A 21,475-nucleotide genomic window follows, 5' to 3' on the forward strand; every position below is an offset into this window, starting at 1 on the left:
GATATAAAGGTTATTGACGAGAATCCATACGTTTTTTTACTTTTGAGTCGTAGCGAAGAAAAGCTAAATAAGCGTAGTGCACTTTTTTTACTCTATACGCCTTCTTTTTTTACTCATGTCTCCAAAAATTGCTTTAGATGGCGATCGATAAGGAGTGAATCCACTTCGTTAGCTCCAATCCCGAAGCAGTGTCCCCACTTGGACTCTATAGGTTGATACACAGCGTTTGGCATATGCTGAGCATCATACGCACTGTCCTCTGGTGTGAAGAACAAGTCACTTGATCCTGGCATAACGAGTGCAGGAGAGGTGATCTTACGTAGTGCCTGTTCAAAATTGCGATCATCTTCGGGATTATCACTAATGTCTCCATATATTCCTGTACGCAGCATGGTAATCAAGTCGTTAGCATCGAAGGAAAGAAACACCTGATCCCAGTAATCTTCTACATAAGATTTCAAGGAGTCGTAACCCTCAGATTGATACAATTTCTCCAAATAATATGCCTGAGAAAACCCCCATGGAGCATAAACTCTTCCCATCGCTGCGAGACCAGCAACCGGAGGGCGCTCATATCTGCCATTTTTAAAATTGGAATCTGCCTGTAACGCCGCGATCATGGATTCGAACACCAACTGTGTATGGGCTCTGCTCTTTGCTGTTCCACCAAAGGGGGCAATTCGCTCGACCATTCCCGGATAACTGGTTCCCCATTGATATACCTGCATAGCTCCCAGAGACCAGCCCACAACGAGTTTGATCTTGGTGATACCGAATTTCTCAGTGAGTAGTTGATGTTGGGCACGCACATTGTCATACATGGAGATGAGAGGGAAGTTCTCCTTATCATAGGGGGCAGGGCTATTACTCGGAGAGGACGATAATCCGTTACCAAACATATTAGGCACAATGATAAAATACCGGCTGGGGTCCAGTGCCTTGTCCACTCCAATTAACCATTCATTATCTGTGTGAAGTCCAGCAAACCATGTTGGAACGACAATAACATTGTCCTTTGCCGGATTTAAAGTTCCATAAGTCTTGTATGCAATAAAAGCGTGAGGGAGCTGTTGTCCCGATTGAAGTAATGTATCGCCGAGGTGATATGTTTCATATTCGTTCATGGATGGATTCTCCTTATAAAAGTAGTCATAACTTGATTTCACTCTACAATACGTATATCATCAATTCAACGAAACGTTGTTGAATATAACATTCATTTATTTTGAATAAAGGAGGTTTCGGATTCATGGAAATACGCCAGCTAAAAACCTTTTGGACCCTTGCATCGACCTGCAGCTTTCATCAAACGGCTGAATTATTGAGTTATGTCCCGTCTACCATAACCATGCAAATCAAATCTCTGGAAGAAGAGTTGGGCGTGAAATTGCTGGATCGATTAGGTAAAAAGGTTGTATTAACAGATGCTGGGCAGCAATTCTTGCCGTACGCCACTAAAATCTTAAACGATGTAGAGGAAGCGAAGTGCATATCTAGTCAACACGGGGAATTGGCGGGAACGGTAGTCATTGGAGCAGACGAAGTGCTGTGTGCTTATCTTCTTCCAGCCTTGTTCAAACGTTTCCGAGCGGATTATCCTGATGTGCGGTTATTGTTCCGCCCCTTGTCTGGTCAAGAGCTTAAATCATGTCTGAGAGAAGGGCATGCGGATGTCGTTTTTGTATTGGATGAGCCCGTTGGTGCCAAAGATCTTCACTCCGCGTTTTTGAAGAACGAGACCTTTCAAATGGTGGTTTCACCCGATCATATGTTAGCATCGCGTTCCGTGTTAGTTATCGATGACTTCCACAAGCAGCATTTTTTGCTGACCGAAAAGAACTGTTCGTATCGCACTCATTTTGACCAATCCATAACGAAGAAAGGTGCAGATGCTCTGACAGAGCTGGAGTTTCATAGTGTAGAAGCCATTAAACAATGCGCAGTGGCAGGTCTCGGGATCGCTTTATTGCCTGAAATGGCTTTGAAACAAGAGTTAAGCGAAGGGGAACTGGTTGCATTGCCTTGGGATTTAACAGATGTATCGTTTTCTGCACAAATGCTTTGGCATCGAGAAAAATGGATATCTCCATCCATCGCTGCTTTCATCCAGGTCGCCAAGCATGAGCTAAGTTGATTGTTCAGAATTTGTTTAGATGTATGTGTTAAAATATTCTTCACCGACATATATGGGGGATTAACAATGGAAAGAAAGATTCGAAATTCTGCAAAAGCATTGATCATCAACGATGGAAGGATGCTTGCAATGAAGCAGGATGATCATGATGAAGTGATCTATATCCTGCCGGGCGGGAGCCAGAATGCAGGGGAGACATTGACTGACGCTGTTAAGCGTGAAGTCGGAGAAGAAATCGGAGTAGAGGTAAAACCGTTATCATTGGAATTCGTCATTGAAGGTGTATATGGTGAAGCTCTTCATCGTGTAGATTTTGTTTTTTTGTGCGAGTACATAGGTTTGATGGACCGAGATAGTTCTACTCTGCCAAGTGACGAAAATCAAGTGGAATATGAATGGCTCGAAATTAAAAATATAAACGATCTACCTTTATTTCCTTCAAAATTACGAAAGCAGATTCTTAGATTGGTTGGGGGAGAACCAACGGTTATGTATTTAGGAAATGAGGAAGATGAGGAACTGTATGGTTAGATGTGTCTAACACATCGAAGCCGAGAATGAATATGAAGTGATTTATAAACAAGCGGAAGCTTGTATTTATATAAGGAAAGGCTATTTCAAGGACGTGATGGTCCAGTGAAATAGCCTTTTTTGCCGTTGAACAAAGTGTACTGATCGATTCGAAAATGACCCTAGACTAAGGGGTTACATAAGGCCAGGCCAGCCAAGGCGAGGTGTTACATATCTTGTTCCTTCACACCTGCTGTCATATGTTTCTGCCCCCACATGACCATGGATTCAATTAAAGGAACCAATTCATTGCCTGATTCGGTGAGTGAATATTCCACTCTCGGTGGTACCTCGTTATATTGCTCCCGATGCACGATACCGGAATGAATCAAATCCTTCAAACAGTTCGTTAGCATCGTTCCGGTAATGCCAGGCAATCTTCTTTTTAATTCATTATAACGTATACAGTCATTTTCACTGAGGATTGCCAGGATCGGAAGATTCCACTTGCCTCCAATAACCTGAAATGCATAAGTCGCTGGACATAACTGATCGAAATTAAACTCGTATTTCACTTGATACCCTCCAATAGTATACTTTTTGATACTAAGTCAGAAAAAGAATCGTACTTGTTCAGAAGAATGTAGACATTATAATCAAACTAACACAAGGAAATCAATTCATAAAGTTGAAGGCGGGATACATGTGAGTAACGAATCTATGATGTGTGATCTGGAAACAGGCATATGTGGTGTGAGCGAAGAAGAGGCTATGCAAGAAATTAATCTGAATCACCTTGGGAAAAGGGTAACCATTTATTACGCAACAGATCCGATTTGCTCTCACTGCTGGGCGCTAGAGCCGGTGCTTCATCGGTTTGTTGAGGAATACGGTCATTATTTTACGTTGCAAATCAAAATGGGTGGGCTACTGGCTAACTGGAATGGTTTCTCGGATGGCGCTAACGGAATTCAGAAGCCTTCGGACGTTGCAGGGCATTGGAGAGAAGTGGGGGAACATTCACGTATGCCCATTGATGGTTCCCTATGGCACGATAATCCAATACTTTCTTCCTATCCGCCATCTCGCGTATTTAAGGTCATTCAGAGTACACACCCTGGTAAAGAGCATGAATTTTTAAGACGTGCGCGTGAAGCCGTGTTTGCATTTAATCAAAATATTGGAGAAAATGATGTACTCATGGATATCGTCAATCAACTGGGTTTGAATGGAAAAGAAGTGGTTGAGGCGGCTGCACAGCAATCTGCACAAGAGTTATTAGAGGAAGACTTTGAAAGTGTTTCCAGTTTGGGAGTTAGAGGTTTCCCATCCATTATCATTATGAATGAAGAGAACCAAGGTATGAAAATTGTCGGAGCGCGTTCTCTTGAAACCTATGTGCAAGCACTTCAGCAAGTACTGGGAGTTGATCTGCAACCCAAACAGATTACCCCGTTGGAGCAGAAAATCAATGAGGGACACCTTCTTTTTTCTAAAGAAATAGAAGTCATGTACGATATCGAAAAGAGTGATGTTGCATCCTATGTGAACTCTGAATTGGCTGAGAACACATATCGTGTGAGTCATATTTTAAATGAGATGTATATTGAGCATATCTGAGGAAAAAACAGAAACCTCGATCCGGTGTGATTATAAATATTCGCAGGTTAGTTGGAGTGAATCTAACGGGCAGGTCACATATGTGGCTTGTCCGTTTTGTGTATCATTGAGTAATAAATAAGTTTGAACTAAACTCACTTTTGACCTAGACCAGAGCTGATACTAATAAGCACATCATAAGCTATAGGGAGACTTGATCACGAGACCTAAAACCATTCAAGTAAGGAGTGTTGGGCCTCAAAAGAGGAAAATTATTCAGTTTCCGTTGGTATGGATGTTTGCAGGAGTAGGGCAGGAACCGAGACCGTTTTTGGTGCGTTTGTTGGACTGATTTTATTGGGGCTTCTGTCGGTATACCCCCAATAATATGATTACATTCATTGTAATACCACCTCGAGAATAGAAATCAAATCCAAAGCAGGTCAGCGATATGACTTGCTTTTTTTGTACATCTGCGAAAAAACTGATTTGAACTGAAAACGAGGCTTGACCTTGGGTCTGACCTAAGGTTTATGCTATGTACAGGAAGAACAGCGAAGGTGGAGATGACAGTGAATGCTGAAATTACAATTAGCGATTTGGCCAAGCTGATGCATGTATCAGTACATCAAATTCGTTATTTTGAGGAAAAGGGAGTGTTGCACCCGGCTTACACAGGTGATAATCAGTACCGAATGTATGGCATGGATGAAGTGTATAGGCTTGCCCATATTTTATTGTTGCGTAAGATGGGGCTGTCCGTTCAAGTGATCAAAGAATGTCTTACACGTTTGACTCCCGAAGAGATCACACAGCTCTTTCATCAGGCACTGACCGATACCGAAGCCGAGATTAAGAAACTTCAGGAAACCAAGCATTTTATGGAGAAGTTATTGGAGGAAAAAGCACATCTTGCAGATCCGGTGGAGACAGCATGTAACATCATTCAACGCGAAGCCACGCCGCTATCGCTTTGGTTTGAGATGGAGGCTACTGCAACGCTGAATGCGCAGACACTTGTACAGCACAAAGGCAAGATCACCAATCTGTTTGAAGCAGATCTCCATTATGTCTACGATTCGTCCGGCCTCGTAGGCATGTACACCCCCACTCAGGAAGGAATGCATCATCTGATGCTGCCAGCGGGTACGTATCTGTCCTGTCATCTTTTTGTGGAAAATGAAGAACAACTGGCTGCTCACATTCAGCATTTTTATGCTAACGCCGAAGAGGTGGGATATGTCTGTCAGGGTCCACTACTCATGGTGGAAAAATCGTATTTATCGTTGTTCACACCCGACAAGCTTCATTATGAATTACTGTCACAGATCATAACAGAACAGGCGGGTGCCTTATGACACATCTTGTTCAGATTGAACGCATCCAGCCTGATCGTTACAAAATAGCCAGCGAACTGATGGCTTACGGATTTGGACAAAAATTCCAGAGACCCACTTCAATATCCTTCCCAGATCTGGCTACAGCCTTTGAGCAGATGCTGCATCATGTTCCCCAAGATACTGGAAATCTGCGCGTGGTCGCACGAGAAGACGATGTCATTGTGGGCATGATGTCGTTGAAGTGGAAGCTAGGCTCTCATGAACAGATCCCTGGAAAGGTGAGCGGTTCCCAGGTGTGGTACGCTTGTAATCACATCGGCGCTTGGAGACGCCTTCTGATGTTAATGGGAATTCATTTGCTGAAACACGAACCTGTTGCGCAGGAATGTTACATCGAGGATATCGTTGTGCATCCACAGCATCAGAGCAAGGGAATCGGCAGGCAGTTACTCGCTTGGGCGCAGCAATACATGCTGCAATCCCAGCAGATGTCGTATCTCAGTCTGCATGTGGCAAGTCATAACCTGAAAGCCATTCAGATGTACGAACGTCTGCAGTTTCACACACAAAACAGTACAAAAAGCTGGATGACCGGCATGCTTCTCGGTGAACAACAATGGAATTATATGACCCGCAAAGGAGAATATCATGCTTCAACGTAAAAAAATCTGGATTTCACTACTCGTCTTCATTTTATTAATTGTTGGTTCAGGAACGTACATTGTCGTGCAACAGGACTACAGTATGGTAGAACAACACATCGAAATTCAAACCCCACAAGGCAAACTGACAGGTATACTATCTCTGCCTGAGAACGAATATGGCAAACTGGGACTCGTGCTTTTCATCCATGGTGATGGTCCGATAGATTCGACACATAGTGATGGATATAAGCCATTGTGGGAGCGCCTTGCTTCCATAGGATACGCTTCGTTGTCGCTGGACAAACGCGGCATAGGTGGTTCCGAAGGCAACTGGCTGAATCAAAGCATTGATGATCGCGTAGTTGAAGCCGAGCAAGCTATCGCTTGGGCGAAAGAGCAACCGATGATTGATGCTTCCAAAATTGGTGTATGGGGAGCGAGTCAGGCGGGGTGGGTCATTCCGAAGCTTGCAGGCAAGGAGAATCTCGCATTTAGTATTCTCGTTTCTCCAGCGATCAATTGGCTGAGACAGGGAGAATACAACACACGGAGTCAAATGGCCAAGGATGGATTTTCGGCCACTGAGATACAAGCGCAGGTAGATTACGATAACAAGATCAATGATGTGTTGAGACGTCATGGTTCTTACGAGGAATACATTAGGCTTGCAGGTCAAGGTGAGGAGCAGATGATCAAGGATCGTTGGAACTTTGTGAGTAAAAACTTCACAGCGGATGCAACGGATGATTTGCACAATTTCAAAACACCAGTCCTGCTATTACTTGGAGAAGATGACGTCAATGTCGATATCAAGGATACCGAGCGTGTATATCGTCATGAAATAAAGCCGTCGTATTTGCTCCACAAGAAGATTTTTCAAAACACGGAGCATTCGATGCTTCCTACATCCATTGCAGGCTCGGAATGGAGAATGGGGCTGAGATTCCTGTTTGCTCCAAGAAGTATTACCACCGCTGGATATATGGACGAGATTGAACAATTCCTGACCAAATTGGCGTTATAAAGAGAACAGGTTGAGCACCAATTTTATATTGAATCGCTATTATTGCGTTCTTTTATTCATTTCATTCGATGCTGAAGTTTAGGTTGGTGATGATATCGGTATTCCTTCCAATGAAAGTGGGATGAAGCAATACTGTCACGTGGCTGTGTATTTCTATCCAATGAAGCGCTGGTCATTTTTCAATTTCGGCACACGGATGTACTATTCGCACAGGCAAGTCGTCCACCCATTGCGTAGACTGAAGTAGATCAAGTCAAGTGAGGTGAATTCCATGGCGAAGACCAATGAAATACACGTCAAGGCAAACCGGCTTAAGGATCGTCCAGTCTGCGTGACTCTTCATAATGGCGAAACGTACGTCGGGTACATCTCTGGCGTTAACAGCGAAGGCGTAGTGCTTACCGGGGGCGGAAAGCTTGCTCAGGCTGCAATCACAGCATCCTCATCTGAAAGCAGTACTCGCAAAACTAAACCTAAAGCAGCGGCTGCGAGAAAAACAGCATCCTCTCGAAACCGTAAACGGGGGAACAGCACACGCAAGTCGCAGGTACGATCCCGGTCGATGTCTCGTTCAGCTTCCCGGCAAGCTCAGGTATCATCTTTCATGCCTATGTTAGGCTCATTGTTAGGTGGCTTTGGCGGACTTGGCGGTGCAGGCTCGATTGGAGGTATGTTAGGCGGGGGTATGCGGTTGTTTGGCATGATCCAGCGGTTTACACCTGTGGTCAAAATGGGGTATGGCATGATTAAGCAGATTCAGCCATTTATGGGGGCCGTTCAAGGGCTGATGACTCCACCAAGCCAAGCAGCTCAGGGTGAAGCCGAAACGGAAGTCCAAGAGGGATAACACGATAAAAAATGTGGTAAAATAGAATATGATCTCCGTTGCACTATTAAAGATGTAATATGGCTTTGCTGAAAGCTGCTCTCCGTATTTAGGCGGAGGGTGGCTTATTTGCTTATGCTGCATACGAGAAGAAACGAAGAGAAATCAAATACACCTAAATACTCTAAATACACCTGAATACATCTAACACCCCGTACACTCTGTACGGGGTGTTAGAAATTGTTATATAAGCGACCTAACTATATGCGACGTATCAAGTTGTGCTTTAAAAAAACGGAGGGTTATATTATTCCGCTCTATTAAGCCTGTTTGGTTTTCAGGCGAATCACGTTCCATGACGCTTTGTTCAGCACAGCTTGAACTTTACCTTGATCCACTGTTGTGTGTCCACCATTGTGTGGAAGGACGTTGCGTGGATTTTCTTTGGTATTGGTAGCTTTCAGATCGTTGTTCTCCAGTACGATGTGCTCCACAAATGTGGTCTCTCCGAAAGAACGCAGATCCACATTCAATTCCAATTGCTCATCCAGATGTCTGTTCACCGCAAAGATCGTGATTGTACCATTCTCTTCATCATGCACACTGATCGCTTCGAGATAAGGCACATCTGTAAAGTCTTTGGAATCATATTTAGGTGAAGTTGTGATGGATCGCAACACCGTACCACGACCGAAGTTGGATGCGTGCAGGAACGGGAAATACGTCGTCTGGAACCAGATTGCTCCGTTATTTTCCGTCATGATTGGTGCAATGGTGTTAATCAGCTGTGCAAGGCAAGCCATTTTAACGCGGTCAGCATGTTTGAGAATGGTGATCAGATAACATCCCACTGCAAGTGCATCTTCATGCGTGTATACATCTTCAAATTCAGGAGGAGCAATCTGCCAGCGTTCTTCCATACGGCTTGTGCCGATTGATTTCCAAACATTCCATTCATCCAGAGACAGCATTAATTTCTTTTTGCTGCGTTTCTTGGCTTGTACAAAATCGCAGATCGAAGCAACACTATCAATAAATTGATCCAGATCCAGCGAGGTCGCCAGGAAGTCATACGTGTTGTCTTTGTTGTTATTGTAATACTGATGCAGGGACAAGTAATCCACATTTTCATAGGTGAGATCCAGTACGGTTGCTTCCCAATCTGCAAATGTCTTCATGTCCCGGCTGGAGCTTCCACATGCGACGAGTTCGATGTCTGAGTCAACCCACTTCATCGCTTTGGCTGTCTCGTTCGCAATACGGCCATATTCATATGCGGTCATCGCACCAATCTGCCAAGGACCGTCCATTTCATTACCGAGGCACCAGGTTTTGAATTTATGTGGATCTTTATATCCGTGAGAGATACGCAGATCACTCCAGTATGTGCCAGATGGGTGGTTGCAGTATTCGACCAGGTTTCTGGCTGCATCAATGCCGCGAGTACCCAGATTTACCGCCATCATCACTTCGGTTCCAACCTGTTTGGCCCAATCTGCAAATTCGTTTGTTCCCACTGCATTCGTTTCAATGGTCCACCATGCCAGTTCAAGTCTGCGTTTACGCTCCGCTACCGGGCCAACGCCGTCCTCCCAATTGTAACCGGATACGAAATTGCCACCTGGATAACGAACGATGGGTACGTTCAGCGCTTTGATCGCTTCAATGGCGTCCTGACGGAAACCTTGAGCATCCGCAGTAGGATGACCTGGATCATAAATACCGCCATATACAGCCCGCCCCAAATGTTCTACAAATGAACCGTATACACGAGGGTCTACTTCCGCAATCTGAAAGTCTTTATCAATAAGCATTTTGGATGTAAGCAATGGGAAAACCTCCATAAAATTAATTTTAGGTGTGTAATAAACTTTATTTCAACGCTGAGTTCGCATAAAAGCAAAATCAACTTATTGATTTGTTATCTAATGTGTATCATAATGCTATTATGTTGAGCAAGTTTAATTTACAGGGTTCGCTAAATAACGAATCCTAAAATAACTAATATTTTGGATTCAATAGAGATAAGGAAGTGAAGTTCATGATGCTTGGCACGGATGCCTCATCCTTGATTATATATGAAGCGCTCGCCAGCGAGGCCCGTTTAAATATCGTTCGTTTATTATTGCAAAACAGGGAAATGCATATCAATGCGCTTGCCAAAGAGCTGTATCTGAGCAAAGCCATTGTCAGTACACATGTGAGCAAATTGCAGAAAGCGGGCATCGTAGGCAGCCGCATGAAGCGTGAGAACGGTGGAACGTATAAATACTGCTTTATTCTGCAAGAATTCATGACAATCAATCTCTCTCCTGAACCAGTTGATGCTCCGTATCATGAAGTCTCTATTCCGGTTGGTCAGTATACGGATTACGAAGCATGGCCTACCTGTGGAATTGCAACTACAACACAAATGATTGGACAATATGACACACCAGCCTGCTTCATGGACCCGGATCGGGTCAACGCAGGCATTCTTTGGTTCGCACAAGGCTTTCTGGAATATAAGATCCCCAATTATCTGAATACAGAACAGCATCTCCAGGAAATTGAAATCTCACTCGAACTTAGTTCGGAAGCACCCCAAGTCAATGAAAACTGGCCTTCCGACATTCGCTTTTCCCTTAATGGCAAACACTTGGGAACATGGACAAGCCCAGGGGACTTTGGCGATCGGAAAGGCAAACATACACCGCTATGGTGGAAATTGGACGTCAATCAGTATGGTGTATTGAAGGTGCTGCGCATTAACGGAGAAGGCACGTTTATGGATGGCCAGCGCATCTCGGATGTGCGTATCCATGATCTGCAACTAGATTCTTCCACGTACTGGACATTTGGATTAAGACCGGAAGAAGGGGTACCCGGTCGTGGCGGACTTACGCTGTTTGGGAAAGGGTTCGGTAACTACGATCAGGACATTTTGATTCGGTACTATTACGAGGAAGGGGAATCTGCACGTCATGATGTATAAGATACCGTCTTTTATGTCATTTTAATAAGACGATAATCACCTAGGCGAAGTGTGAAAAAGATCCTTTGTATTGGTATTGACAACGATTACATCGGTGGTGTAAGATACAGCTAAATAAGGAGTGTCACTGATTCGATCAGGCACCACCACAGTCTGGATTTCACAAGTTTGTTTGACTTGTGTCCGGGACCATGGTGGTGCTTTTTGCATATTGGGGGTGAGAACATCATGAGGTTCAAAAAAACGTTAAACAACAACATCGCCCTGGCAGAGGATGCCGAAGGCTGCGAAGTCATTGTGATCGGAACTGGAGTTGGATTCAAAAAAGTGAAAGGACAATGGATTGAACGGGAACAGATTCAAAAAACATTTCGAATCGGCTCAGATGACAAATACCAGCGATTGGAGCAATTTTTTAATGATATCCCGCTGCAAGTCATAAACGTCACCGATCAAATCATTGAGCATGGCCGGAACCAAATCGGTAAAAAGCTGAATGATTCCATCCTGCTTACCCTGGCTGATCACATTCACTTTGCGCTGGATCGCTTCAAGAGTGGAGTGGACATACAAAATCCGCTTCACTGGGATATCCGTCATCTGTATCCTGTGGAATACCGTATCGGAGCCTATGCCGTCGAGCTAATTAACGAAGCTTTTGAGGTGAGTTTGCCATCGGCAGAAGCAAGCTCCATCGCTCTTCATTTTGTGAATTCGCAGTTTGATTCCGGCAGTATGAATCAAACGATCAAGATAACCCAAATGATTAATGACATATTAGATATCATGACGAATCATTTTGGAATGGCACTGGATCAGGAAACCACTGATTTTTCCCGATTCGTTACCCATCTCAGATATTTCATCGTTCGACAATTGAACAGGGAAGTGCTCTCCTTTAAGGATCAACAGTTTCTGTATGATGTATTGTCGGAGCGATACCCGTCCAGCTTCAAGTGCGCACTTAAGATAAAGGAAGCAATGGAGCAGCAGCGCGGATTCGCGATTACTCCCGATGAGATGGTATACCTCATGATTCACATCGAGAGAGTGACATCCCGTTCCGACACGGCTTGATCTCAATACAACCAGCTTGGAGCTATACCACATGATTAAGAATATGGAGTGTTACTGATTCGATCAGGCACCACCAAATGTTTCCGACTCCGCTACCTGTAGCGGGCCGGGTTGGCATTTGGTTTTTTTTCGCCCAAAAAAGGAGGAAGCAACATGAATCATCGGGAGTTGTCGAAAGAAATCATTCACTTAACAGGAGGGCAAGGGAACATAACACAAGCCTGGCATTGCATCACACGGCTGCGATTCAATGTTCGTGATGAAGATAAGGTTCAGCTTGAGCAGATCAGAGCATTGGACGGTGTACTCGGAGCCCAGTTTCAGAGTGACCAGTTTCAAATTGTCATTGGAAATAAGGTCGCGGCCATGTATGAAGAGATTGAGGGCCAACTGAGACAGGATGGCAAGCCGCAACCTGAAGCAAGTGCTCCCCGTTCCAAAGGCATTAATGCAGTACTGGATACAATCTCGGGTATCTTCACTCCCATCCTTCCTGCCATCATAGGCACAGGTATGCTGAAGGGTATTCTGGCTTTGCTGGTTACACTCGGAGCAATCCAGGAGACAAGTGGTGAGTATCAGATTCTGTCATCTGTAGGGAATGCAGCCTTTTATTTTTTACCTTTTCTGCTTGCTGTCTCGTCTGCCCGCAAGTTCAAAGTCAATGAATATATTGCCTTGACCCTCGCAGGTACGTTATTGTATCCAACCATCCTGAATGCATATTTGGCAAATCAGCTGGAGCCTATACGTTTTCTATCACTGCCCGTGTCCATTGTGAATTATACCCAGTCTGTCATTCCAATCATTCTGGGTGTGTGGCTTCTGAGTTACGTTCATCGCTGTGTGGATCGATTCATTCCTGGCCCGGTCAAGGTGATATTCACCTCGATGATTGTATTAGTCATCACGGTTCCCATTCTGCTCATTGCCATTGGGCCACTCGGGAATTACATCGGTATCTATCTGGAAATGGGTACATCCTGGCTATTTGCTCATTCAGGTCCGTTAACGGGAATTGTTCTTGGTGGATTAATGCCATTGATCGTTATGACAGGCATGCACTATGCATTTTTCCCGGGCACGTTGCAGAACTTGAGCAAACTCGGATATGACGTGCTTTTGTTGCCGATCAACCTTGTAACTAATATGAGTCAGGCGGGTGCAGTTGCGGCCGTGTTTCTCAAGACAAAAGACAAGCCCATGAAGTCCATAGCCTTATCCAGCGGCATATCTGCCTTGCTCGGCATTACGGAGCCAGCACTGTACGGAGTAACACTGAAGTTGAAAAAACCATTTTATGCTTCACTGATCGGTGGGGCTGCTGGTGGCGGGTTTATTACTGCAGTTGGTCTGAAGTGCTTCGGCTTTGCCGTGCCGGGACTGCTGGCCCTTCCGTTATACATTGGCCCAGGGGGAGGCATGGCTAACTTCTGGTATGCTCTGATCGGCATCGGCATCAGCTTTACCGTTTCCTTCATACTGACTTTACTGCTCAAGTGGGATGAGCCGAACTCAAATCGTATTGACGCATCCGGTTCATCCTTGCATGCATCCCAGCCGCAACAAGCTACAACAACTGTTATGACTGATGAAGAGGCAAGAGCAGTAACCGTGCATTCAATTGAGGAAAAGAAAGGCGAAGTATTCAGCCCGCTCACTGGCGAAGTCGTGCCGCTTGCATCGCTACCGGACAAAACCTTTGCGGAGGAGATGACCGGAAAAGGTATCGCCATTCTTCCGCAGGAAGGACGCGTAACAGCCCCATTTGACGGGATCGTCACCATGGTTGCCAAAAGCAAACATGCGGTCATGTTAACGTCGACGAGCGGGATTGAAATTCTTATTCACGTTGGATTGAACAGTGTATCGCTCAAAGGGAAATTTTTTGACGTGAAGGTTACTGCTGGACAAGAAGTGAAGAAGGGTGATCTGCTTCTGGAGTTCAACATGGATGGCTTGCGGGATGCTGGGGTTAATCCGGTCACACCGGTAATTGTAACCAATACACCAGAATACCTTGATGTGGTGCCGGTTCAGGTGAAGGGGGTGATTCCGATGAATGAATTGCTTCTCCTCACCGTTCGCTAACAGCTGTATGAAGGCGTACTTTATTTAAAAACACAAACTTGTATTTACCCAAAAAAGGAGAGAAACCACATGACAAAAACAATTAAACACTCATTTCCAAAAGGATTCTTATGGGGAGGAGCTACCGCAGCCAATCAGCTCGAAGGGGCATATGACGCAGATGGCAAAGGTCTCTCTACTTCAGATATGGCACCTTATATCCCTCATGAAGAGCGTAACGGAAAAGATTTCACATTCGATGTGGATTCTGTTCAGCTGGAAGAATATCTAAGCGGTAACTCAGACGTCTACTTTCCGAAACGGAATGGTGTGGATTTCTATCATCGTTACCGAGAAGACATTGCATTGTTTGCAGAAATGGGTTTCAAAGTGTTTCGTCTGTCGATCGCGTGGACACGCATCTTCCCGACAGGAGAAGAAGCTGTTCCTAATGAAGCTGGACTTGCCTTCTATGATAACGTGCTCGACGAACTCTTGAAATACGGCATTGAGCCGCTTGTAACGATCTCGCACTACGAAATGCCTGTAGAATTGACCCGTAAATACAACGGTTGGGAAAGCCGAGAAATGATCGACCTGTATCTGAAATTTGCCAATACGCTGTTTGACCGTTACAAAAACAAAGTGAAATACTGGATCACGTTTAACGAGATGAATATGATGCTGACAAGCCTGTACACCGGCGGCGGCATTCTGGAAGATAAAATTAAAGGTTCGCAGGAACAGGTGGCATATCAGGCCACTCACCATCAATTTGTCGCAAGCGCACTCGCTGTCAAGAGCGGTAAAGAGAAAATGCCGAATGCTCAAATCGGCTGTATGATCTGCCGCCTGGAGACGTATGCTGCTTCCAGCAAACCGGAAGACGTTCTGCAAACGCTGAAGGAAGATCAGATGAACTTGTTCTATCCGGAAGTACAGGTGCGTGGAGAATACCCGTCTTACATGCAACGTTACTTTGAAGAACAGGGTATCGAACTGGTCAAAGGACCTGAGGATGATGCGATTATCCGAGACAATACAGTGGACTTTATCGCATTCAGCTACTACATGACGTATATTGGAAAATATGATCCGAATGACAACAGCAACTCCGGCATGCTGGTCAGCCAGATTAAAAATCCGCATCTCAAAGCTACCGAGTGGGGCTGGCCGATCGACCCAATCGGTCTGCGTATTGCGCTTAACCGTTTGTATGATCGTTACCGGATGCCGCTCTTCATCGTGGAGAACGGGATGGGTGCAAAGGATACACTGGAAGAGGACGGAAGCGTACATGACACCTACCGGATTGAATACCTGCGCAGTCATATCGATCAGATGAAAGAAGCCGTAGCTGATGGCGTGGAATTAATGGGTTTCACCAGTTGGGGTCCTATAGATATCATTAGCTGTTCAACTTCAGAGATGGGCAAACGATACGGATTTATTTACGTGGATCAGGACAACGCAGGACATGGTTCATTGGAAAGGACCCGCAAGGATTCGTTCTACTGGTACAAACAAGTTATTGAAACGAACGGAAAAATCCTGTAATTATACAAAATTTAAACGCCGCCCCTATGGGCGGTCTTTATTTTGCACTAGCCAATTAAGGAATAATTACGTAAAATTGTGATATCCAAACAAGAGGAGTGAATTCAATGTCTAACAAGGTGATTGTTCTTTAGGTTCACAAAAGGATAGTTGTGTTACAGAATTCCTTTTGTGGACATTGCAGTGCGGGAAACCGTCCCAACAATGTTTACTGGAGGAGATCATGATTAAATTTAACGAGGTTGTTAACATTAGCAATACACATGTACTGTCGGTGGTAACCGAGTTGTTTCATCTGGAGGGTTACAATATTCAGCTTATTCCGCCTCATGAGGGAGGACGGAATGTCGTATACACCTGTGAGCAAGAGGGGTGTGAATCGCTAATTCTTCGAGTGTCTTTTTTGCCTGACAGAAAGCGTGAAGATTACATGGCCGAACTGGAGTATGTCCGGTATCTCTTTGAGCATGGTGCAAGTGTCTCGAATGTAGTCAACTCGAAAAAAGGTCATCTGCTGGAAGAGTTCACTTATGATGAGCATACGTTCTTTATCTGTATGTTTGTGAAGGCCAAGGGAAAGTTGCTGGTAGAGAACCACTATCAGTATCGTGAAGGGGTTCCACTTACTGAATACCATTATAATAGCGGTAAAGTTCTGGGGAAAATGCATCAGCTATCCAAAAGCTATGTACCCGTTCATCGCAGGCATCATTTTTTGGATAAATATAATACGGAGTATATCGAGAGGTTGGTCCCTAAGTCATTCTCTCTGCTCAGAAGCAAAATGGTGGAACTTCTCCAAGCGGTACAAGAATTGGGGTCGAGCCAGGAGACATTGGGCATGATCCATTTCGACTACAATGACGGGAATTATTCGATCGATTTTGATACGGGACAAATTACGGTATTTGATTTCGACAATTCCTGTTATGGCTGGTACATGTTTGATCTCGCAAGTTTGTGGATGAACGGAGTCGGTTGGGTTCAATTTGAAGCTGATGCAGACAAACGTAAACAGTTCATGGATGAGTATTTCCAAACCGCGCTCTCCGGTTACACATCAGAAACCCAAATCTCTACTGCCTTGCTAGAGAAGCTGTCTTTATTTATTCAAGTCAGCCTTCTGGAGAATATTTTGGATCATTTTGAGGTGGCGCAGCGCGAAGGGGAAGAACCAGAAGAAGACGAGGTTCTGTTATATCTCATTAAATGTCTGGAAGAGGATATACCATTTAAGGGATTTTTCCATGATATCTATTCGAGTGAAGCACCCTTTGAATATGAGGAGCGCTGAAGGGTCTAGACCCTAATTAAACCATGAAGAACCAATGATTCTAATGATTCACCAAGGTATAGAGGCAGCCGGATTGACAGGTTGCCTCTTTTTTTGTCTACATTTGCTATTCGAATTTGGAAGGAGGCACGTTGTAAAATTTTTTGAATGCTTTGGAGAACGTAAAGGGATCGGGATAACCCAGAAATCCGGCAATTTGCTGAATCGTATATTTTTTCTCGTACAGATAGTCTCTGGCCCGGTTCATTTTAATTTGATTGATGTATTGCCCTGGTGTGATACCCAGAATTTTTTTGAACAAAGAAATAAAATATTTCTCAGAGACGCCGGCAATAACAGCAAGTTCATTCACTCGGATGGCACGATGCAAATTCGCATCCACGTAGGGGAACACGTTCTGCAGAACTTCCAGACTTGCTTCAATTTTCCTCGGTTTTCGGTCTTTCAAGAATTCACCGTGATAGAAGCCTAGCCCATGTAATTCGAAAATTTTGGCGATCACGAGAAGAAGAGCGGCTTTCATGTAAAGTGGACTTCCGGAAGCGCCGCTACTCTGCTTGAACCTTTGATAGGACGAGGTGAACAGCGTTGATTCCTCCTGAATCAGGTTACCAGGTACGATGCCAGGGAGCTGAAACTCGCCAAGAATCCGTTTTTGATCAGCGATGCTGAAATCAAAGTGTATGTATATGAACCGGCAAAGTTCCCCTGTCGTGGAAGCAGTGTAGGGCATATCCGGATAAAAAAACACGACGTCCCCCGTGGCCGCCATATGCTCGACTCCAGCGAGGGTAATCTTGACAGAACCTGATGTAATGAACCACAGATCGTAATCGGAATGTGACTTGTGTTCAATCCAATGACTGTCATGCGTCTGTTCCAGATAAGAGCTCATGCGAAGTGTGATATACTCCGAAAGCTCGTCGATTACACTCATACTTACAGTTCCTGATTGCATCGAATTCAGCCGAATCCTCTCTACTTTATGACATCCTTCATTTTTCACTATCATAACAAAGGATTTTCCTCTTGTTAACCATCGTACGATATGACATGTATTGAAAACTATCACACATTCCGATTTCAGCCCACTCACCTATAATGAACTTATATCGTTACGAGGAGGGGTATTGATGAATGCTACAAACACACAGCATCCAAAGGTAGTCGTTATTGGGGCGGGCAGCCTGTTTTTTGGTCGTCAGTCCATCTGGCAGATGGTTCACTCCCCATATTTGAATCAGGGAACACTGGCTTTGGTGGATACGGACGAGGAACGGCTCTCGAAAATGGTAAAACTAGCGGAAATGGTCGCCAAGGAGAACAACGTATCCCTAAAGATTGAGGGTTCAGTGGACAGAAGACACGTGCTCCCGGGAGCCAACTTCGTTGTACTCAGCTTTGCGGAGCAATCCGTGAAATATCGGGGCATTGACTGCCAAGTTTCTCTAAAGTATGGAATTCGTATGTGTTCCGGCGATACGATTGGCCCGGGCGGAATCTTTCGCGCCATGCGGGAACTGCCGATTATTATGGATTGCGCCAAAGACATGGAGGAGTTGTGTCCGGATGCGTGGGTGATCAATTATATTAACCCGTCTACCGTGCATGGCATCGCATTACATCGATATGCTCCGAAGCTTAAATCGTTTGCGCTGTGCGATAGTCATCATATGCCGCATAAAAAAGCCTATTATGCCGTACGAGCCGGAATCATTGGAGACCATAGCCAGTTCACCGATGAGATCAACCAGAAATTCGATTTTCGCATCGCTGGTGTCAATCATTTCACTTGGCTGCTCAAAGCCGAGTATGAAGGAAAGAATGTAATGCCCACTATCGCAGAAGCCATGCGCAAGATGGCAGGTGAGGAGAATAACGGCGGTGATCGCGGCGCAAAAGCTCTTTTTAACGATGCAATTACCTATGAACTGTATGATATTTTCGGAAGCATTCCTACTTGTACCGCGCATACGAAGGAATACGTTCGATATTGGCAGGGTCTTGGCAAAATTGCAGATCCCATTCCTCCATTATCGATCTGGGAGACAGAGGACAGGTATCAGCGCCACGATGAGATGTGGCAGCAGGTCGATGACTTCCTTACAGGAAACATCCCGGTCTCCGATTACATGAGTACCTTCGGACCGGATCATGCGACCGACATCATCGAGAACATGGTGGGGAACTTGGGTAAAAAGTTCTTTATCAATACACTCAATCAAGGCGCGGTAACCAACATGAATGCGGATTCCTTCCTGGAACTACTCTGCGATGTAGATATGGACGGAGTGAAACCACTCCATGTAGGCGAGATGCCACGTGGGATACGAGGGATGCAAGAACTTGTGTTGGATACGCATGAGCTTACAGTGGAAGCTGTACTGGAACAAAGCTATGAGAAACTGAGAAGGGCGATGCTCACTGACCCGCTTGTGAATTCCATTAGTGATGCAGACAAGATCATCCACGAATTGTTGGAACTGGAGCGTGAGATGATTCCGGACGTTTGGTACAAGGATAGACTGCAATACAGCTAAGCGTAGATAACGAACAAAGACCATGTCTCCTTCAACAGGAGTAACGTGGTCTTTGTTTGTATTATTTAACATTTTTCATATGTTAAGTCAATCTATTCCACTTTATATAAGCACCCATTTTCTGCATAGTACGAAGTAATAAAATCACGAAATTCTATAACAGAAGCAGATAACCATTTTTGTTTGACCCAGGATAGGCTAATGGGATATATCGCTGAATCATCAGCAATTTTTACATAACGTAACCCCAGTTTTCTACATACATACGGAGATCGGAAGTAATGCAACACCTTGGTTAAGCCTGATAATTTCAAGCAGTGTATGCGAATCGACCTCGAATGCAAGATTGGGCAGGAAGCCTGCTTTTTCACAGAGCATGGTTGTAAACCGGCTGTACTCCTTATTATCGGCAAGTGTAATAAAGGGGTCGCTAGCAACGACACTTAATGAGATGCTTGTCTCTCCGCCGTATCGATGATCCGTAGGCACGACCAGAACAATATCTTCCTCGACCAAGACAACACTCTCAATCTCCTCATCCAGAATCGGATGCCCCGTTATACCCAGATGCATGTCGCCTTTCTTCAATCCTGTAATAATTTCACTACGGGTCCCGATACCCTGATGAAGTTTGGTTTCAGGGGAACCGTTGATGTAATCACTAATGAGACCAGTGAAAAATCGGGTATTCGTAATGGAAATTCTGATTGTATTGGATATTTGCTGTTCCTCCGCTCTGATCTCCATCTCTGCATTTTCAATTTCGATAAAAATTCGGTTTACGTGCTTCAAAAGTATCTCACCAGAGGCATTCAATTGAATGTTACGTCCTCTCCTATGAAATAGAGGAGTACCCAGTTCATCCTCAAGTCTTTTGATCGTCAAGCTTAGGGAAGGTTGAGCAATATTCAATTGTGCAGCTGCCTTGGAGATATGTTCGGTGTAGGCAACGGTCTGAAAATATTTGAGCTGAAGCAGTTCCATTCACGCGCACTCCTTATTTATTCTGATAAATATATTTAGCACTTATTATGTATTATATTAAATTTAAATATTGATGTAGAATTTTTTTTATGAGATACAGTTCAAATTTTCCATATAAGAAAACTTAATTAAATGTATAAGGTAGGTGTCTTTGATGAAAATCGATGTGAATAACATAGCTAAAAATCTGAATACACCCCTAACGGCTCCGGCATATCCAATGCCACCGTACAAATTCGTGAATCGTGAATACTTGAACATTATTTACCGAACGGATGAAAAAGCGTTGCGGGCAGCCGTGCCCGAGCCTTTGGAAATTACTGAACCTTTGGTTAAATTCGAAGTGATGTGGATGCCCGATGTATCTGGGCTGGGCGCCTACACGGAAGCTGGACAAGTTATCCCTGTGCAATTCAATGGGGAGGAGGGCGATTATGTGCATTCGATGTATGTAGACAATTTCCCCGCGATTGCAAGTGGTCGAGAACTCACCGCTTATCCGAAAAAGCTGGGCGCACCGAAGTTGTATACCGATTCAGATACACTTGTCGGCACACTTGATTATGGAACGCTGCGTGTAGCCACGGCAACGATGGGATATAAACATGTAGAGATGGATAAAGAACTCGCCAAACGTGAGATATGCCGACCTAACTTCATGATTAAGATTGCGACAGACTATACCGGGAATTTAAGAGTATGTGATCTGATCCGAACTCAGATTACAGACATCGAAGTGAAAGAGGCTTGGACAGGACCTGCCCGGCTGCAACTGTTCGAACACGCATTGGCACCTCTTGCAGATCTGCCTGTGTTCGAAGTTGTATCTGCTTCTCATATCCTTACCAACTTAACCTTGAACGCTGCACAACCTGTATACAACTACCTGGAAGAGAAATAAG

General features: G+C 44.5%; 19 protein-coding genes. 14 read left to right on the plus strand and 5 right to left on the minus strand.

What is annotated here, in order from left to right:
• Positions 1–113 precede the first annotated feature (113 nt).
• Positions 114–1,124, minus strand: a complete 1,011-nt coding sequence (locus ABTV53_RS14070; RefSeq protein ID WP_433753773.1) for an alpha/beta fold hydrolase — start codon at positions 1,122–1,124, stop codon at positions 114–116.
• Positions 1,125–1,249: 125 nt separating this feature from the next.
• On the opposite strand from ABTV53_RS14070, the gene ABTV53_RS14075 reads away from it, so the two are divergent.
• Entirely contained in the window at positions 1,250–2,134 is an 885-nt protein-coding gene (locus tag ABTV53_RS14075) for a LysR family transcriptional regulator (RefSeq protein WP_433753775.1), read from the plus strand.
• A 66-nt stretch (positions 2,135–2,200) separates the two neighbouring features.
• Positions 2,201–2,665, plus strand: a complete 465-nt coding sequence (locus tag ABTV53_RS14080; RefSeq protein ID WP_433753776.1) for an NUDIX domain-containing protein — start codon at positions 2,201–2,203, stop codon at positions 2,663–2,665.
• 206 nt (positions 2,666–2,871) lie between these two features.
• Here the strand turns inward: ABTV53_RS14080 and ABTV53_RS14085 are convergent, their stop codons facing one another.
• Positions 2,872–3,219, minus strand: coding sequence for a winged helix-turn-helix transcriptional regulator (locus ABTV53_RS14085; RefSeq protein WP_433753778.1), 348 nt, complete (start codon positions 3,217–3,219; stop codon positions 2,872–2,874).
• 130 nt (positions 3,220–3,349) lie between these two features.
• Between ABTV53_RS14085 and ABTV53_RS14090 the strand changes: the two genes are divergently transcribed.
• The 5 genes from ABTV53_RS14090 (at position 3,350) to ABTV53_RS14110 (ending at position 8,098) form a co-directional block, all read left to right on the plus strand.
• On the plus strand, positions 3,350–4,264 hold the full coding sequence (locus tag ABTV53_RS14090; RefSeq protein ID WP_433753780.1) for a DsbA family oxidoreductase: 915 nt from the start codon (positions 3,350–3,352) through the stop codon (positions 4,262–4,264).
• 545 nt (positions 4,265–4,809) lie between these two features.
• On the plus strand, positions 4,810–5,601 hold the full coding sequence (locus tag ABTV53_RS14095) for a MerR family transcriptional regulator (protein WP_433754201.1): 792 nt from the start codon (positions 4,810–4,812) through the stop codon (positions 5,599–5,601).
• On the plus strand, positions 5,598–6,245 hold the full coding sequence (locus ABTV53_RS14100) for a GNAT family N-acetyltransferase (protein WP_433753782.1): 648 nt from the start codon (positions 5,598–5,600) through the stop codon (positions 6,243–6,245). The genes ABTV53_RS14095 and ABTV53_RS14100 overlap by 4 nt, the downstream gene beginning before the upstream one ends.
• Entirely contained in the window at positions 6,232–7,251 is a 1,020-nt protein-coding gene (locus ABTV53_RS14105; RefSeq protein ID WP_433753784.1) for an alpha/beta hydrolase family protein, read from the plus strand. Before ABTV53_RS14100 ends, ABTV53_RS14105 begins: the two co-directional genes overlap by 14 nt.
• Positions 7,252–7,522: 271 nt before the next feature.
• Entirely contained in the window at positions 7,523–8,098 is a 576-nt protein-coding gene (locus ABTV53_RS14110; protein WP_433753786.1) for a hypothetical protein, read from the plus strand.
• A gap of 299 nt (positions 8,099–8,397) precedes the next feature.
• On the opposite strand, the gene ABTV53_RS14115 is transcribed toward ABTV53_RS14110, so the two are convergent.
• Positions 8,398–9,891, minus strand: a complete 1,494-nt coding sequence (locus tag ABTV53_RS14115) for an alpha-N-arabinofuranosidase (RefSeq protein WP_433754203.1) — start codon at positions 9,889–9,891, stop codon at positions 8,398–8,400.
• Between the two features lie 227 nt (positions 9,892–10,118).
• Here ABTV53_RS14115 and ABTV53_RS14120 point away from each other — a divergent pair, with 227 nt between their 5' ends.
• The 5 genes from ABTV53_RS14120 to ABTV53_RS14140 all read left to right on the plus strand — a co-directional run bounded on the left by ABTV53_RS14120 (position 10,119) and on the right by ABTV53_RS14140 (position 17,049).
• Positions 10,119–11,051, plus strand: a complete 933-nt coding sequence (locus ABTV53_RS14120) for an ArsR/SmtB family transcription factor (protein WP_433753787.1) — start codon at positions 10,119–10,121, stop codon at positions 11,049–11,051.
• A 228-nt stretch (positions 11,052–11,279) separates the two neighbouring features.
• Positions 11,280–12,128 carry a BglG family transcription antiterminator LicT gene (gene licT, locus ABTV53_RS14125; protein ID WP_433753789.1) on the plus strand — a complete coding sequence of 283 codons (849 nt, stop codon included), beginning with the start codon at positions 11,280–11,282 and terminating at the stop codon, positions 12,126–12,128.
• Positions 12,129–12,281: 153 nt separating this feature from the next.
• Positions 12,282–14,219, plus strand: coding sequence for a beta-glucoside-specific PTS transporter subunit IIABC (locus tag ABTV53_RS14130; protein ID WP_433753790.1), 1,938 nt, complete (start codon positions 12,282–12,284; stop codon positions 14,217–14,219).
• Between the two features lie 69 nt (positions 14,220–14,288).
• The gene (locus ABTV53_RS14135; RefSeq protein ID WP_433753792.1) at positions 14,289–15,755 is read left to right on the plus strand and encodes a glycoside hydrolase family 1 protein; all 1,467 of its coding nucleotides are present in this window, start codon (positions 14,289–14,291) and stop codon (positions 15,753–15,755) included.
• A 223-nt stretch (positions 15,756–15,978) separates the two neighbouring features.
• Complete coding sequence (locus ABTV53_RS14140) at positions 15,979–17,049, plus strand: phosphotransferase enzyme family protein (protein ID WP_433753793.1); 1,071 nt, start codon at positions 15,979–15,981, stop codon at positions 17,047–17,049.
• Between the two features lie 106 nt (positions 17,050–17,155).
• Here ABTV53_RS14140 and ABTV53_RS14145 read toward each other — a convergent pair whose 3' ends face one another.
• Positions 17,156–17,986, minus strand: coding sequence for a helix-turn-helix domain-containing protein (locus ABTV53_RS14145; protein ID WP_433753795.1), 831 nt, complete (start codon positions 17,984–17,986; stop codon positions 17,156–17,158).
• A gap of 196 nt (positions 17,987–18,182) precedes the next feature.
• Between ABTV53_RS14145 and ABTV53_RS14150 the strand changes: the two genes are divergently transcribed.
• Positions 18,183–19,589: a glycoside hydrolase family 4 gene (locus ABTV53_RS14150; RefSeq protein ID WP_433753797.1), complete on the plus strand. Its 1,407-nt coding sequence runs from the start codon at positions 18,183–18,185 to the stop codon at positions 19,587–19,589.
• A gap of 255 nt (positions 19,590–19,844) precedes the next feature.
• Here the strand turns inward: ABTV53_RS14150 and ABTV53_RS14155 are convergent, their stop codons facing one another.
• Entirely contained in the window at positions 19,845–20,573 is a 729-nt protein-coding gene (locus ABTV53_RS14155) for a LysR family transcriptional regulator (protein WP_433753799.1), read from the minus strand.
• A 154-nt stretch (positions 20,574–20,727) separates the two neighbouring features.
• On the opposite strand from ABTV53_RS14155, the gene ABTV53_RS14160 reads away from it, so the two are divergent.
• Positions 20,728–21,474, plus strand: a complete 747-nt coding sequence (locus ABTV53_RS14160; RefSeq protein ID WP_433753801.1) for an acetoacetate decarboxylase — start codon at positions 20,728–20,730, stop codon at positions 21,472–21,474.
• The last annotated feature ends 1 nt before the right edge of the window (position 21,475 follow it).

Source organism: Paenibacillus amylolyticus (genome assembly GCF_050990605.1).
Classification (GTDB): Bacteria; Bacillota; Bacilli; order Paenibacillales; family Paenibacillaceae; genus Paenibacillus; species Paenibacillus amylolyticus_H.

Excerpts from the sequence above, each read along its gene's own strand:
- ABTV53_RS14110 (WP_433753786.1), top strand. The coding sequence starts at position 7,523 with ATGGCGAAGACCAATGAAATACACGTCAAGGCAAACCGGCTTAAGGAT.
- ABTV53_RS14080 (WP_433753776.1), top strand. The coding sequence starts at position 2,201 with ATGGAAAGAAAGATTCGAAATTCTGCAAAAGCATTGATCATCAACGAT.
- licT (WP_433753789.1), top strand. The coding sequence starts at position 11,280 with ATGAGGTTCAAAAAAACGTTAAACAACAACATCGCCCTGGCAGAGGAT.
- ABTV53_RS14100 (WP_433753782.1), top strand. The coding sequence starts at position 5,598 with ATGACACATCTTGTTCAGATTGAACGCATCCAGCCTGATCGTTACAAA.
- ABTV53_RS14130 (WP_433753790.1), top strand. The coding sequence starts at position 12,282 with ATGAATCATCGGGAGTTGTCGAAAGAAATCATTCACTTAACAGGAGGG.
- ABTV53_RS14070 (WP_433753773.1), bottom strand. The coding sequence starts at position 1,124 with ATGAACGAATATGAAACATATCACCTCGGCGATACATTACTTCAATCG.
- ABTV53_RS14075 (WP_433753775.1), top strand. The coding sequence starts at position 1,250 with ATGGAAATACGCCAGCTAAAAACCTTTTGGACCCTTGCATCGACCTGC.
- ABTV53_RS14105 (WP_433753784.1), top strand. The coding sequence starts at position 6,232 with ATGCTTCAACGTAAAAAAATCTGGATTTCACTACTCGTCTTCATTTTA.
- ABTV53_RS14135 (WP_433753792.1), top strand. The coding sequence starts at position 14,289 with ATGACAAAAACAATTAAACACTCATTTCCAAAAGGATTCTTATGGGGA.
- ABTV53_RS14145 (WP_433753795.1), bottom strand. The coding sequence starts at position 17,986 with ATGAGTGTAATCGACGAGCTTTCGGAGTATATCACACTTCGCATGAGC.
- ABTV53_RS14155 (WP_433753799.1), bottom strand. The coding sequence starts at position 20,573 with ATGGAACTGCTTCAGCTCAAATATTTTCAGACCGTTGCCTACACCGAA.
- ABTV53_RS14120 (WP_433753787.1), top strand. The coding sequence starts at position 10,119 with ATGATGCTTGGCACGGATGCCTCATCCTTGATTATATATGAAGCGCTC.
- ABTV53_RS14160 (WP_433753801.1), top strand. The coding sequence starts at position 20,728 with ATGAAAATCGATGTGAATAACATAGCTAAAAATCTGAATACACCCCTA.
- ABTV53_RS14140 (WP_433753793.1), top strand. The coding sequence starts at position 15,979 with ATGATTAAATTTAACGAGGTTGTTAACATTAGCAATACACATGTACTG.
- ABTV53_RS14150 (WP_433753797.1), top strand. The coding sequence starts at position 18,183 with ATGAATGCTACAAACACACAGCATCCAAAGGTAGTCGTTATTGGGGCG.
- ABTV53_RS14115 (WP_433754203.1), bottom strand. The coding sequence starts at position 9,891 with ATGCTTATTGATAAAGACTTTCAGATTGCGGAAGTAGACCCTCGTGTA.
- ABTV53_RS14095 (WP_433754201.1), top strand. The coding sequence starts at position 4,810 with ATGACAGTGAATGCTGAAATTACAATTAGCGATTTGGCCAAGCTGATG.